The organism is Faecalicatena contorta (assembly GCF_022835095.1).
GTDB lineage: Bacteria > Bacillota > Clostridia > Lachnospirales > Lachnospiraceae > Faecalicatena > Faecalicatena contorta.
Genome location: NZ_BQNQ01000001.1, coordinates 2,238,831 through 2,253,308, shown reverse-complemented (window position 1 = coordinate 2,253,308; position 14,478 = coordinate 2,238,831). Strand labels below are relative to the sequence as shown.

The 14,478-nt window shown below is 48.1% G+C and carries 14 protein-coding genes; 1 reads left to right on the top strand and 13 read right to left on the bottom strand.

Annotated elements, in window-relative coordinates; all coding sequences use genetic code 11:
- Positions 1-9: 9 nt before the first annotated feature.
- From MWG26_RS10070 to mgtE, 8 genes are all read right to left on the bottom strand, one after another.
- The gene (locus MWG26_RS10070) at positions 10-966 is read right to left on the bottom strand and encodes an ABC transporter permease (protein WP_025657682.1); all 957 of its coding nucleotides are present in this window, start codon (positions 964-966) and stop codon (positions 10-12) included.
- Positions 963-2,474, bottom strand: a complete 1,512-nt coding sequence (locus MWG26_RS10065) for a sugar ABC transporter ATP-binding protein (protein ID WP_025657683.1) — start codon at positions 2,472-2,474, stop codon at positions 963-965. Before MWG26_RS10065 ends, MWG26_RS10070 begins: the two co-directional genes overlap by 4 nt.
- 100 nt (positions 2,475-2,574) lie before the next feature.
- Positions 2,575-3,549 carry a sugar ABC transporter substrate-binding protein gene (locus MWG26_RS10060; RefSeq protein ID WP_025657684.1) on the bottom strand — a complete coding sequence of 325 codons (975 nt, stop codon included), beginning with the start codon at positions 3,547-3,549 and terminating at the stop codon, positions 2,575-2,577.
- 271 nt (positions 3,550-3,820) lie between these two features.
- Entirely contained in the window at positions 3,821-4,000 is a 180-nt protein-coding gene (gene rpmF, locus MWG26_RS10055) for a 50S ribosomal protein L32 (RefSeq protein ID WP_004068723.1), read from the bottom strand.
- Between the two features lie 3 nt (positions 4,001-4,003).
- Positions 4,004-4,531, bottom strand: coding sequence for a YceD family protein (locus tag MWG26_RS10050; protein WP_025657685.1), 528 nt, complete (start codon positions 4,529-4,531; stop codon positions 4,004-4,006).
- A 187-nt stretch (positions 4,532-4,718) separates the two neighbouring features.
- A complete protein-coding gene (locus MWG26_RS10045; protein WP_025657686.1) occupies positions 4,719-5,909 on the bottom strand; it encodes an acetate/propionate family kinase in 1,191 nt (396 codons plus the stop codon).
- Positions 5,910-6,125: 216 nt separating this feature from the next.
- Positions 6,126-7,121 (bottom strand): phosphate acetyltransferase, encoded by a 996-nt coding sequence (gene pta / locus MWG26_RS10040; RefSeq protein ID WP_025657687.1) that lies wholly within the window; start codon positions 7,119-7,121, stop codon positions 6,126-6,128.
- Between the two features lie 126 nt (positions 7,122-7,247).
- A complete protein-coding gene (mgtE, locus tag MWG26_RS10035) occupies positions 7,248-8,588 on the bottom strand; it encodes a magnesium transporter (RefSeq protein WP_025657688.1) in 1,341 nt (446 codons plus the stop codon).
- A gap of 188 nt (positions 8,589-8,776) precedes the next feature.
- On the opposite strand from mgtE, the gene MWG26_RS10030 reads away from it, so the two are divergent.
- On the top strand, positions 8,777-10,063 hold the full coding sequence (locus MWG26_RS10030; RefSeq protein WP_025657689.1) for a nucleotidyltransferase: 1,287 nt from the start codon (positions 8,777-8,779) through the stop codon (positions 10,061-10,063).
- 420 nt (positions 10,064-10,483) lie between these two features.
- Here MWG26_RS10030 and MWG26_RS10025 read toward each other — a convergent pair whose 3' ends face one another.
- From MWG26_RS10025 to coaE, 5 genes are read right to left on the bottom strand one after another with little or no spacing between them, the layout of a single operon-like run.
- Positions 10,484-11,341, bottom strand: a complete 858-nt coding sequence (locus MWG26_RS10025; protein ID WP_117440655.1) for a DegV family protein — start codon at positions 11,339-11,341, stop codon at positions 10,484-10,486.
- A 16-nt stretch (positions 11,342-11,357) separates the two neighbouring features.
- Positions 11,358-12,722 carry a PFL family protein gene (locus tag MWG26_RS10020; protein ID WP_025657691.1) on the bottom strand — a complete coding sequence of 455 codons (1,365 nt, stop codon included), beginning with the start codon at positions 12,720-12,722 and terminating at the stop codon, positions 11,358-11,360.
- A 37-nt stretch (positions 12,723-12,759) separates the two neighbouring features.
- Entirely contained in the window at positions 12,760-13,032 is a 273-nt protein-coding gene (locus tag MWG26_RS10015; protein WP_025657692.1) for an ACT domain-containing protein, read from the bottom strand.
- A 20-nt stretch (positions 13,033-13,052) separates the two neighbouring features.
- Positions 13,053-13,850: an MBL fold metallo-hydrolase gene (locus MWG26_RS10010; protein ID WP_117440656.1), complete on the bottom strand. Its 798-nt coding sequence runs from the start codon at positions 13,848-13,850 to the stop codon at positions 13,053-13,055.
- Positions 13,847-14,428: a dephospho-CoA kinase gene (coaE, locus tag MWG26_RS10005; RefSeq protein WP_025657694.1), complete on the bottom strand. Its 582-nt coding sequence runs from the start codon at positions 14,426-14,428 to the stop codon at positions 13,847-13,849. The genes MWG26_RS10010 and coaE overlap by 4 nt, the downstream gene beginning before the upstream one ends.
- Positions 14,429-14,478 lie beyond the last annotated feature (50 nt).

Genomic DNA, 14,478 nt, shown 5'->3' with positions numbered 1-14,478 from the left:
AGGGTCTTTCTACGCCTTCTGACTTCTCTTCCGCCTGATTACGTCTACGATAACTGCCAATACGATAATGCCGCCCTTTACCATCCGCTGTGCTCCCTGAGGCACATTTAGCAGATTCAGGCCATTCGCAACGATCCCGATAATCATCGTACCAATGATTGTCCCAACTAAAGTTCCCTCACCGCCATTCATAGATGTTCCGCCAATTACAACCGCCGCTATGGCATCCAGCTCCGCGCCGTCCGCATTGGTAGGCACTGCTGAATCCAGCCTGGAGGTCAGTACGATAGCTGCAACGCCGCAGCAAAATCCGCTGATGACATAAGCGATGCATTTTATTTTTTTCACATTAATTCCTGACAGCTTCGCGCAGTTTTCATTGCCGCCTATCGCATATATGTACCTTCCATATTTTGTATACTTCAATACATACGCTGCTATCACAAACATAACTATCATAATCAGTATCGTAAAAACCGGAATTCCCCCGTACCTTCCTGTAATTGCCAGGAACTCTTTTGGAAAGGTGTATATCGGCTGCCCCTCTGTGATTGTATAGGCCGCCCCTCTGGCAATCGACATCATACCCAGAGTGGCAATAAATGGCGGCAAATCAAACCCGGTAATTAACAGCCCCGTCACCAGCCCGATAACGGATGCAAACAGGAGCCCTAAGAACAGGCTTGCCGCAACCGGAAGATCCCAGCTCTTCATCATGATCCCCATCATCAGCCCAGTCACGGCAATGACGGATCCAACGGAAAGATCTATGCCGCCAAGCAGGATGATAAAGGTCATTCCGATTGCAATCAGGAAGTTCGTTGATATCTGCTGGGAAACATTCAGCAGGTTGGCTGCCGTCAGAAAGCTCTTGCTGGTAAAAGTCAGTACGATGCAAAGCGCGATCAATGCAATCAGAATCCCCACATAGCTTGTTCCTTTTCTCTCTTTTGATTTTAATTTCATTTCTGATTTCCCCTTTCCTCTGCGCCCACCGCTAAAGTCATAATCGCTTCCTGGTTCGCCTCTTCTCTTGTAAGGGTTCCGCTCACCCTGCCTCTTGCCATTACAACAACCCTGTCGCAGATCCCAAGCAACTCTGGTATCTCAGACGTGATGACCAGTATGGCCTTTCCCTCTTTTGCCAATTCATTTATCAGATTATAGACTTCAATTTTCGCCCCTACATCAATTCCACGGGTCGGCTCATCCAGTATCAGCACCCTGCACTTCGATAACAGCCATTTCGCCAGAACCACTTTCTGCTGGTTCCCGCCTGAGAGGTTCTCTACTTTTTGGAAAATTGACGGTGTCTTTATATTCAGCCTGCTAACATATTCACTTACAGTATTTTTTTCTTTGCCAAGGTTCAGATGGATACCCGAACGGAAACTATCCAGCGCCGCCAGCGTCACATTTTCCCCCACGCCTAGTTTTAAGATAAGCCCTTCCCCTTTGCGGTCCTCCGTTACAAAACCGATTCCGGCACGGATTGCATCCTTCGGGTTCCTTATTTCACATTCTTTCCCATCTATAAATATCTTCCCGCTTGTCTTGGCATCCAGCCCGAATACTGCACGGACCGTCTCAGTCCTCCCGGCCCCGACAAGACCTCCCACACAGAGTACTTCTCCTTCCCTGACGGAAAAATTGATGTTCTGTACTTTGGAGCCTGCGCATAAGTTCTCGACACGGAATAATTCTTTACCAATCTCTTTCTCTATTCTCGGATATTTATCCTTTAATTCCCTTCCGACCATCAGACGGATTATTTCATCCATTGTCACGTTTGCAATCTCGATTTCCTTAATGGTTGTCCCATCGCGCATAACAGTGGCCCGGTCACAAATCTCCAGAACCTCCTCCAGCCGGTGGGAGATGTATATGATGGATACCCCGCTTTCCTTGAGCTGCTTCACAATTCGGAAGAGGTTCTTCGTCTCCCTCTCCGTAAGCGGTGCCGAAGGTTCATCCATGATAATGATTTTTGCCTTCATGGAAAGCGCCTTTGCGACTTCAACCATCTGCTGCTGCGCTATCCCTAAGTCGCGGATATAGTCCGTTGCCTTTACATCCACGCCCAGCTCCTGAAGCAGCTCTTCCGCAGCTGCATATACCTCTTTCCAGTTCACCTGGATGGAACCCCTCATTTTATACCTTCCAAGGAATATATTCTCAGCCACGGTCAGTGTCGGAATCAGGTTGAGTTCCTGATAAATTATGCTGATCCCAAGATTCTCCGCCGCCTTAGGATTCCCCAGCTCTGTCTTTTTGGAAAACACTTCGATCTCTCCCTCATCCTTGACATAGGCACCGGCCAGAATTTTCATTAAGGTGGACTTGCCTGCGCCGTTCTCTCCGAGCAGTGCATGTACTTCCCCTTTTTTTACTCGGAGGCTGACATGGTCAAGTGCCAGAACACCAGGGAAACGTTTTGTTATATCCGACATGTTTAAAATAAAATTTGCCGACATCTGCTTCCTCCTTTTTTAGAAAAGTACGCAATTTCATGCGTACTTTTCTATCTCTTATTGCAGTCCTCTATCTGTTTGTACGGCTATCTGCCCGCAGCCATTAGTCCGCCTCTGATGGGAATTGGTCTGCATTGTCCTTCCATACGATCTCTGTTTCTACGTTCACAATCTTTTCCACTGTTTCGCCCTTAAAAAGCGTATCCAGCGCTTCTACACAAGCGACCCCAGTTCCCGGTCCCCCGATAGATACTGTGGATACCAATTCTCCTGCCTGAATGCTGGCAACGGCATTGGGATTGCCGTCAAAACTAACTACCTTCGCATCGGAGCCCGCTTCCTTGACAGCCTGTACAGCACCAAGCCCCATCTCGTCACACAGAGCAAAGATAACATCGATATCCTTGTTTGCCTGAAGCATATTCGCCGCCGCGTTCATTCCCTTCTCACGTTCCCAGTCTCCGGCCTGGCTTGCAACTACCTTGATGTTCGGGTACTTTTCAGCTGCTTTATCGACGAAGCCTCCCATACGTTCCGTCGTGTGGTCAGAGGGAAGCCCTTCTACAATTGCCACCTTCAGATCTTCGCCAAACTGTTCCGCCACAAAATCACATACCTTGCCGCCAGCCTCATACTGATCATATCTCACATAACATGCCACTTCCCCGCCTGCCAGCTCATTCTGGGTATTGAACATAATCACCGGAATCTCTGCCTCATTAGCCTTCTTAACAGCTGCCACAATCGCATCGCTGTTGATAGCACACAGGATAATGCCGTCTACACCCTGTGTAATCATATCTTCCACAATCTGAACCTGTGAAGCATAGTCTGATTCAGATTCCGGCGCCAGCGTCTTCAATTCTATTCCAAGCTTGCCACATGCTTCCTCTGCGCCTGAAATCACTGACTTGTAATAAGGGGATATCATTGCCGGAGGCACTAATGCAATTGTCTTTTTATCTGCACCGCCCTCCGTCTTATCGTCAGAAGCCGCCTTGTCCTCAGAAGTGCCGCCACATGCTGCCATCCCAAACATCATACATACTGCCAGTAATAATGCTAAAATTTTTTTCATTCCTTTTCCTCCTTACAAGAATAGGAAATCAATTCATATTACTATTGATTTTTCCTTATTTCACACTATTTAGTTCAATTTGAATCGATTCATTTTGTAGTTAAATAGTAGCATGGCATAATAAAGAATGCAAGCACTTTTTATAATTTCGACAAAAGCTACAAATATAGCCTTTCGGTTTTATACAATATAGATAAAAAATAGTGAATATCAGTCAAATAAAATGAAAAAAGGCCTTCCGGAATCCCGGAAAGCCTTGTCTTCTCTGTACTTAGTCAACAGAAATGATTTCTTTTTTGTTGTAAGAGCCGCAAGCCTTACATACTCTGTGAGGCATCATAAGTTCTCCGCACTTGCTGCACTTCACAAGGTTTGGAGCACTCATCTTCCAATTAGCTCTTCTCTTATCTCTTCTAGCTTTTGAAGATTTATTCTTTGGACAGATAGACATAGGTTACACCTCCTTAAAATTCTTAAACAAATCACGGACAACTGACATTCTTGGGTCAAGCCCCGTATCTTCACAGTCACAGGTACCCATATTTAGGTTCTGACCACAAACGTTACAAATGCCTTTACAGTCTTCGCTGCATAGAACTTTCGTCGGCCATCCTATCAATATCTCATTAAAGAGCATTTTGTCCACGTCAAGATGATATCCGTCAATGAAATTTGATTCATCTAATCCTTCCGGCAAATCAGCATCCGCAACACTCAAATCCACGCGCTTAATAAAATCCAGTACAAACTCCTGCTTTACATGCTCCAGGCAGCGGTCACATGGAATCATGACCGAGACTTTCGTCTCTGCCTTGATCTGTAATTCCTTGTCCTTTACGTGTGTAACAACAACGTGCACAGGTTCTTTGCTGACTACCGGAAACAAACCGGCCTTCAGCTGCAGTTCTTCCAATTCCACAGGCACTGTTTCTTCAACTGTCTTATGCTGGTCTGACAGAACGTCTGATAGGCTAATTAACATCTTCATTACTCCTATTCATACCTAGATTATTATATCATGTAAAATAAGTTTGTCAACTAAAAAATGTAAAATAACGGGGAGCTTCATAGGGGTCTGACCCCTTTGCACACCGTTTTCAGAATATTCTAACAAATTAGATGAGCGGACAGACATGGGATCTATCCGCTCATTCTCTTTACCGTCAGCCTTATTTTACAAGTGCAACTGTCTCTCTTGCAATTGCCAGCTCTTCGTTTGTCGGTATTACATAGACTTTTACTTTTGAGCCAGGAGTGGAGATCATCACTTCCTCGCCTCTCTTGGCATTGGCTTCTTTGTCTAGCTCTATGCCAAGGAACTGCAGGTAACTGCAAACCTCTTCGCGCACCTCGTGGTCGTTCTCACCGATTCCTGCTGTGAAGACGATGTTATCCACGCCGTTCATAGCTGCTGCATAGCTTCCGACATATTTAGCCACTCTGTATGAAAATACTTTCAGGGCGATCTGTGCCTGTTTGTTTCCTTCCGCAGCTGCAGAGGACAGGTCCCTGAAATCGCTGGACAGCCCTGACAAACCGTATACGCCGGAATCCTTATTCAGGACTTTCATCAGGCCTTCGATATCCAGATTTTCTTTCTTTGCTATAAATTCCATGATCGCCGGATCAATATCTCCAGAACGTGTTCCCATAACCAGCCCTTCAAGCGGAGTCAGTCCCATGGATGTGTCTACGGACTTGCCGTTTAATACGGCACACACGCTTGCACCGTTTCCAAGGTGGCAGACGATCGTCTTCACGGCGTCATAAGGCTTACCTGAAATCTCCGCTGCCCGTTTGGATACAAAGCTATGGCTTGTCCCGTGGAAGCCGTAGCGTCTTACTTTATATTTGTCATAGTATGCATAAGGAAGTCCGTACATATATGCTTTTTCAGGCATAGTCTGGTGGAACGCCGTATCGAATACACCAACCATAGGAGTATTCGGCATCAACTCCTCACATGCATTCACGCCAATCAGGTTTGCCGGGTTATGTAACGGCGCCAGGTCGTTACACTCCTCTACTGCCTTCTTCACTTCTTCTGTGATCACTACAGAAGAGGCAAACTTCTCTCCTCCGTGCACCATACGGTGTCCTACAGCGCCGATCTCGTCCAGGCTCTTAACAACGCCTGTCTCGGAATCTGTCAACGCGTCGATTACGTACTTGATTGCCTCTGTATGGGTAGGCATGTCTTTTTCCGACTTTACTTTCTCTCCGCCCTCCGGCTGATAGGTAAGGCTGCCGTCGATTCCGATCCTCTCGCAGAGGCCTTTTGCCAGCACCTTCTCTGATTCAGAGTCGATTAACTGGAATTTCAGAGAAGAACTTCCGCAGTTGATTACTAATACATTCATTTTATTATCCTCCTGAATTTCTATATAAGGGGCGTTCTCCGCCTCTCTTACACACAACTGTTACGCATCCAGCCCATTGAAATCCGCCTGCGGCGAAGGGTGCTGTGCTCCAGTGGCGCACGTTTAGCACGGACCGAAGCAGAGCAAAGACTGGATGCCTGCAACCACCATGTTTCGTACGGTATGCGCAGGCCTGTCCGAACTATTACGAACTGTTTACTGTGCCTGAGCCTGCACTGCCGTAATCGCTACAACACCCTCTATATCCTCGGCACTGCATCCGCGTGACAAATCATTGACAGGAGCCGCGATCCCCTGTGTGAGCGGTCCGTAAGCTTCTGCTTTCGCCAGCCTCTGTACCAGCTTATATCCGATGTTCCCCGCATCCAGATCCGGGAAAATCAATACGTTGGCATGTCCTGCAACCGGGCTACCCGGAGCCTTGGATTCCCCTACTGACGGCACGATAGCAGCATCCAGCTGTAACTCTCCGTCCAGCTTCAGTTCCGGCGCCAGTTCTTTGGCAATCTTTGTTGCCTCTACTACTTTGTCAACATCCGCATGCTTTGCGCTTCCCTTTGTGGAATGTGACAGCATGGCTACGATCGGTTCTTTCCCTGTCAGCGTGCGGAAAGAATCTGCGGATGAAACCGCAATGTTGGCAAGCTTCTCCGGATCCGGGTTCTGTTCCAGCCCTGAATCCCCAAAAATAAATGTTCCGTCCGCTCCCATATCGCAGTCCGGTACCACCATCAGGAAAAATGCAGAAACAAGCTTTGTACCCGGCTTAGTCTTCAGAATCTGCAGACATGGACGAAGCGTGTCCGCCGTTGAGTGGCATGCGCCGGATACCATGCCGTCCGCATCCCCCATCTTCACCATCATAACACCGTAATACAGATAATTATTCAGAAGCAGTTCTCTGGCCTGATCTTCCGTCATACCCTTTTTCTGCCTGAGTTCTACTAATTTTGCAATGTAAGCCTCTGTCTTTTCACTCGTTGCAGGGTCTACAATTACAGCACCGGAGACATCATATCCTGCCCCGTTTTTCTCAACTTCCTCTTTACTGCCCACGAGGATCAGATTGGCTGTCCCCTCCTTCAGAACCGCTTCCGCAGCCTGGTAAGTCCTGACATCTTCCGTCTCCGGAAGTACGATTGTTTTCTTATCAGCTTTCGCTCTTGCCTTGATTTCGTCAATAAATCCCATGATTTAAAAGCCACCTTTCATTTTTTCTCACTCTTTCCATTATAACCCAAAGAATTTTTGTATACAAGTATATACTATGTGTATTTTTAAATACAATCCCCTATTAAACCGATTCTTACCGCTATATCAGGCATTCAGGTGAAAGATAGCCGTAACGATATTAAAGTAAACCAGAATTGTGCATGTATCGAGGATCGTGGTTATCAGCGGAGCCGCCATGATCGCCGGGTCCAGCCCCAGCTTCTTCGCCAGCAGAGGCAGCGTGCAGCCGATGCATTTCGCCATGACAACGACCGCCATCATCGTAATACCAAGCGCTATTGCCAATGTGATGTTCTGTCCATACATGATATAAATGCGGATGCCATTCACCACCGCCAGCAGAACACTGACCACAAGCGCCACACGGATCTCTTTAAATATAACGCGGAAAATGTCTTTGAACTGTATCTCACCCACGGCCAGCCCGCGGATCACCAGGGTGGAACTCTGGGAACCACAGTTACCTCCCGTCCCCATGAGCATGGGGATAAACGTAATCAGAACCGGCATCACCGCCATTGCCTCCTCATAGAATCCGAGGATTTCCCCTGTCACTGTGGCGGAAAGCATCAAAAGCATCAGCCAGAGGCTCCTGTTCTTTGCATGCCGGAACACCGAAGTTCCAAAATAAGAATCTTCATTTGGGCTGACACCGGCCATGATACTGATATCCTCGGTTGTCTCATCCTGCAGGACAAACATCGCGTCGTCAACCGTAACAATCCCGACCAGACAGTTTTCATGGTCTATAATGGGAATCGCTATCAATCCATACTTCTTGATCGTAACCGCCACATCCTCCTGGTCGTCCAGCGTCTTGGCGCAAAGCACATTCTCATCCATGATCTCCTCGATCAGCCAGGCGTCCCCGGCCGTCAGCAGATCCTTGACATCCACCGCGCCGATCAGCCGCTTCTTTTCCGTCACATAGCAGGTATAAATCGTTTCCTTATTAATGCCGACCTGGCGGATCTTCAGGATAGCATCCGCCACTGTCATCTCTTTTCTCAGGCTGATGTAATCCACATTCATGATACTGCCCGCACTGTCCTCCGGATACTGCAGCAGCACATTAATCTTCTTCCTTGTATCTTCATCCGTGGCCATAAGCAGACGGTCCACCACATTGGCAGGCATCTCCTCCAGAACATCCACGGTATCGTCCACATACATCTCGTCCATAACTTCTTCCAGCTCGGAGTCCGTAAGGGCATTGATCAGATCCTCACGCATATCGCTGTTCATGTCCGTAAAGACCTCTGCCGCCTCCTCCTTGGCCAGAAGCCGGAAAATCAGGAGTGCCTGCTTTCTGTCAAAATCCTCCAGCATCTCCACGATATCGACTGGATGTATGGCTTCTAATTCTTCTTTCAATTCCTTAAATCTGCGCTGTTCCAGAAGCTCTTCAATCTTCGTTTTTTCCATGCCATACACCCTCTTTTGTCCTGTTTTATTCGTATCTGTTCTGAACCATGAACAGCTACATTATTCTAAAAAGTCTCTGTACTTACTTATATTTAACAGAAATCAACCTTAATAAACACATTTCAGCCTATAACATCCTGTCATTTTATAGTATAATGGTTAATAAATTGATATACAAGGAGAATCTTATGAAAATTGTCGGTTTAATCACAGAATACAATCCGTTTCACAACGGACATCAATACCATATAGAAAAAGCGAAGGAAGTCACCGGCGCCGACACCGCCATTGCCATCATGACCGGAGATTACGTCCAGAGAGGCACCCCGGCCATCATGCCCAAATACATACGCGCAGAAATGGCTTTAAAATGCGGCGTCGGTGCCGTCTTCGAGCTGCCGGTCTGCTATTCCACAGGAAGCGCCGAATTATTCGCCATGGGCGCCGTATCCTTTCTGGACAGCCTGGGAATCGTAGACTCCATCTGTTTCGGCAGCGAATGCAATGACCTGGATGGGCTTCAAAAAATTGCGGACATCTTATATGAGGAGCCCGAGGAATACAAAAGCCTTCTGCAGAACGGTTTAAAGAACGGCCATACTTTCCCTGCCGCCAGGCAGGAGGCCCTGGCCGCCTATATGGGCAGCACGGACTATACCTTCCTGCTCAACGATCCGAACAACATTCTTGGAGTCGAATACCTAAAGGCACTCAAAAAGCTGAACAGCACGATTCGCCCATATACCATCAAAAGAATGGAATCAAACTACCACGACAGAAAACTTAATTCCAGCTACAGCTCCGCATCCGCCATCCGTTCCCTCCTGGCCTACTCCAGCTCCGCTATCAGCACCCGATCCGTAGGCAGCACGTTTGAAAACACGCCTTTTTCCAACATATTAAATGAGCTGGAAGACCAAGTGCCCTCCAGCTGTCTTGAGCTGTTAAAAGACTACCACCGCGTAAAATATCCGGTCTACCAGAATGACTTTTCCCTTATCATGAAGTACAAACTTCTGAATAAAACGGCCAACGACCTGAGCCGTTACATGGACGTATCCGTGGAACTTGCCAACCGTATCATCAATCAGCTCAATAACTTTTTCAACTACAAACAGTTCTGCGAGCTGCTTAAGACAAAAGAAATCACCCAGACCCGCATCAACCGCGCCCTTCTTCACATCATGCTGGGCATCAAAAAGGACAGTGTGGAAGAATATATCGAGGGAGGTTATCACTACTATGCCCGTCTTCTGGGTTACCGCAAAGACCGCGAAAAAATCCTGGGCAGTGTAGTCAAAAGTGGAACACTGCCGCTGCTGACCAGCCTCTATGAGACTGATGATATCCCTGAAATCGGGCAGAAAATGCTCTATCACGATATACTCGCCTCAAACCTTTATACATCCGTCATCACGGATAAATTCAAAACGGCATTTTCTAATGAGTATCGGCAGGGGGTTATTAAGGTGTAGGGGGGCCGCGCCGATGAGGAACAGGCGGGAAGGCGTATTTTCGTGGTTTCGCGCAGCTCCCCATCTTCCATCCCCATTCCTATCTCGTCCCCGTTTTCCCTCCCGCCTGGATGCGTCCAGCAACGGGGAATGTGTGCCGGGATGTTCCGGGGGATGCACATGCCGGTTGGGGATGCGTAGAGCGCATTTAGGGATTCTTAAAGGAAGAAGGCAGAAAATACGGACAAAAACATGATTCCGAATCATGTTTTTGGCTGACCCAGCGCGGGAAATCATCAGATTTCCCGTGATGTGTCAGGCCGTGTCCGTATTTTCTGCCTTCTTCCTTTTAGAATCCCTTAATAAGCGGGCCGCATTCCCAACCGGCATGTGCATCCCCCGGAACATCCCGGCACACATTCCCCGGAGCGGATCTCCCCCTCACACTCGCTTCATACAGGTAACCGCCATGGCGCCGGGGCCTATGTGGCACGCTACGCTGAGTGACAGCGGCCCCTCTATGATCTGATACCCCGTAAATTTTTCCTGGATTTCTTGTTTCCATTCCTGCGCCTCTTCCTGTCCGCAAGTGTATGCCATACCCAGGACCATCTGATCTTCATGGCCGGCAAATCTTTCTTTGAGGTCTTTCTCGACTGCACTCAGCATGGTGCGCTTTGCAGCTTTCCAGCCGCGCACTTTTGCGTATGCATCCAACTTCTCACCCTGAATCTGCAGGACGGGCTTTAAATTGAGCACGGTGCCCAGAGCCGCGGCCGCAGGGGTAATTCTGCCGCCTTTTTTCAGATATTTCAGCGTATCTACTGTGATATAGATGCTGGCTTCCATTTTTTCTTTTTCCAGAATCTCTCTGATCTCTTCTGCGGATTTTCCTTCATTCCTCAGCTTTATCGCATCCAGAACAGACTGCACCTGGGTGACAGAAATTCTCTGGTTATCCACGACCTGTACCCTGCCGTCATAGTCCTCCGAAAGCGTGATGGCGGTCTCGCAGCTGCTGCTCAGCCCGCTGGACATTGGGATGTGCACGACTTCGTCATATTCCTCGAGCAGTTTGTCCCAAAGTTCCAGAATCTCTCCGGGTGACGGCTGGGAGGTCGAAATATCGGAATCCTCTCCCAGTTTTTTGTAAAACTCTTCCTGTGACAGTGTGATATCCTCCAGAAAAAGCTCTCCATCAATGAAAAACGGCATAGGCACCACAGAGATGCCCATCTCTCTTCCTTCTTTCTGAGTGATTCCGCTGTTACTGTCCGTTACAATTGCAATCTTCTTCATATATATTTCCCCTGTTTTAGTTTTTGAAGCTGTGAATTGGAGCCGGGATTCTTCCCTTTCGCCCGACAAATGCCTCACAACCGAACTGGTTGACCGGCATAATCGGCGCATACCCGAGCAGGCCTCCGAATTCTGCTGTTTCTCCCACGTCCTTTCCGATCACCGGAATCAGACGCACTGCTGTTGTCTTCTGGTTCACCATGCCGATCGCCATCTCGTCCGCAATGATTCCGGATATTGTGCTGGCGCTGGTCTTACCCGGAATCGCTATCATATCCAGGCCTACGGAACATACGCAGGTCATTGCCTCCAGTTTTTCGAGCGTCAGGGAACCGGCGTTGACTGCATCGATCATTCCCTGGTCTTCACTGACCGGGATAAACGCACCGCTTAGGCCCCCCACATAGGAAGATGCCATGACGCCGCCCTTTTTCACCTGGTCATTAAGCATTGCCAGAGCAGCCGTTGTCCCCGGCGCTCCCACGCGCTCCAGTCCGATCTCTTCCAGTATCTCTGCCACACTGTCTCCCACCGCCGGAGTCGGCGCCAGTGACAGGTCTACGATACCGAAGGGAATTCCCAGCCTGTTTGAGGCCTCACCGGCTACAAGCTGTCCCACGCGGGTTACCTTGAACGCCGTCTTCTTGATGGTCTCGCAGAGCTCCTCAAAGCCCTTGCCCCGCACTTTCTCGAGCGCCTTTTTTACCACGCCCGGTCCGCTGACTCCTACATTGATTACCGCATCCGCCTCGGTGACTCCTAAGAATGCTCCCGCCATAAACGGGTTATCATCCGGCGCATTGCAGAAGATCACGAGCTTTGCACAGCCCAGGGAATCATTGTCTTTTGTTGCCTCAGCGGTGGCTTTGACGATCTCACCGCACAAGCGCACGGCATCCATATTGATCCCCGTCTTCGTGGATCCCACATTGACGGAACTGCAGATTCTCTCCGTCTCAGCTAGTGCCTGGGGGATGGAACGAATCAGGTTCTCATCGCTCTTTGTCATAGCCTTTGAAACCAGGGCGGAATAACCGCCGATAAAATTGACGCCGACTTCCTTCGCCGCCCTGTCCAGAGTTCTTGCAATCGTCACAAAATCCTCCGGGGACTTGCACGCAGCCCCTCCCACCAAAGCAATAGGTGTGATAGAAATTCTCTTATTTACAATCGGAATTCCGAATTCTTTTTCAATATCACTTCCGGTAGAAACCAGTTTTGCCGCTACGGTCGTAATCTTATCATAAATCTTGCGGTTGAGTTCCTCCAGGTTAGAGTCAATACAGTCCAGGAGACTGATCCCCAGCGTTATTGTACGGACATCCAGATTCTCGTGCTCAATCATTTTATTGGTTTCTGATACTTCATACATATTAATCATAGTGCTTATCCTCGCCTTCTATCCTCACGCTCTCCTCTTACAGCCTGTGCATCTTTTCGAATATCTCTTCTCTCTGGCAGCGGATATTCACTCCAATCTCTTCACCCAGCTTATCAAGTTCATCGCAGACTACTTTAAAGTCTTTGTCAAGACTGGTTACATCCACGATCATCATCATATTAAAATACCCCTGGATAATGGTCTGTGAAATATCCAGTATATTAATCCTGTTCTCGGCCAAATATGTACAAACCTTTGCTATAATCCCTACGGTGTCCTGCCCCAGCACTGTTACGATACATTTTTTCATCTTCTTATCCTCCTCATTGTCTATACTGTAATGATCTCTGATATCATGTCTCTTCTTGCCACAGCCATGTCAAGATCCTCACCTTTATAAATATTATCGCTCAGAGTCACCTCCAGCTTTACGGTTTCATACGCCAGCTTAGCATAATTATTTTCCTTGCTTAAGTGTCCCAGCAGAATGTGTTTCAAATTATCATGTAGTATATCACAAAGAAGTCTTCCTGACAATTCGTTGGATAAATGTCCCTTGTCTCCCATGACTCTCCGTTTCAGATAATATGGATAGGATCCTACTTCCAGCATATGGATATCGTGGTTTGCCTCCAGCAGCACCGCGTCCAGACTTTTAAGCTTCGACACCGTGTATTCATCATAAATTCCAAGGTCCGTCGCCACTGCCACGGATTTCCCGCAGCAGTTCATACGGTATCCGGATGGCTCTTTCGCATCATGCGAGATCCGAAACGGATCAATTTTAATATCCCCCAGTATAAAACTTTCGTCCGTATGTATTGGATGCAGAAGCCCTTCCGGCATCCTTCCCAGGGGCGCATAATTCTCAATCCCCTCTATTGTTCCCGGAGTCGCGTAGATCGGCACCTCATATTTCCGGCTGAAAACGCCCAGTCCCTGAATATGGTCTGAATGCTCATGTGTGATCAAAATACCATCCAGTTCTTCTCCTTTGATGTCCAACTCTTTTAGCCCTGCATCAATCTTTTTCTTGCTGATTCCTGTATCCACAAGCAGATGCGTGTTGTCGCTCCCCACATAGATACAGTTGCCGCTGCTTCCGCTGGCAATGCTGCATAACCTCATAATATTTCTCCTATTTGCCTTTTTGTATTGTCAAATGCCCCACTGTTATCTATGACAGCCTGGCATGCGCTGCGAAATATCCGTTCCGGGGACTGTGCTTCCATCATCCGGGCAATCTTCTCATCGGAATACCCTCTGGACTGCTTCAGGCGTTCTCTTCTAACGCTTTCTTTTGCATAAATATACCACATTTCCCCGCAGATGTCTTCATATCCTGCCTCCGGAAGAAGTGCCGCTTCTATCACATACAGCGGCACTTTCCGTTTTTTCTTTTCCTCGATATCCTGTTCCACCCATTTTTTCACTTCCGGATGGACAATCCCGTTCAACTTCTGCCGCATCTTTACATCCTGAAAAATCAGGGCGGCCAGCCGGCTGCGGTCCAGCTCCCCGTCCGTCCCTATGATCTCTGTACCGAACAGCTCTATGATCTTCTGATAGCAGACCCCGCCCTTTTTCTGAAGCTCTTTGGCCACCTCATCCAGCTGGCAGACCACCGCGCCGTATTCGTCCTCAAGGAAATGCAGGACTTTACTCTTTCCGGAACCTACCCCGCCGGTAATTCCCAGTATCTTCATCTAAATTCCTCTTTGTCAATATTCGCTTTACTCAAATTTTTCCAAACTCC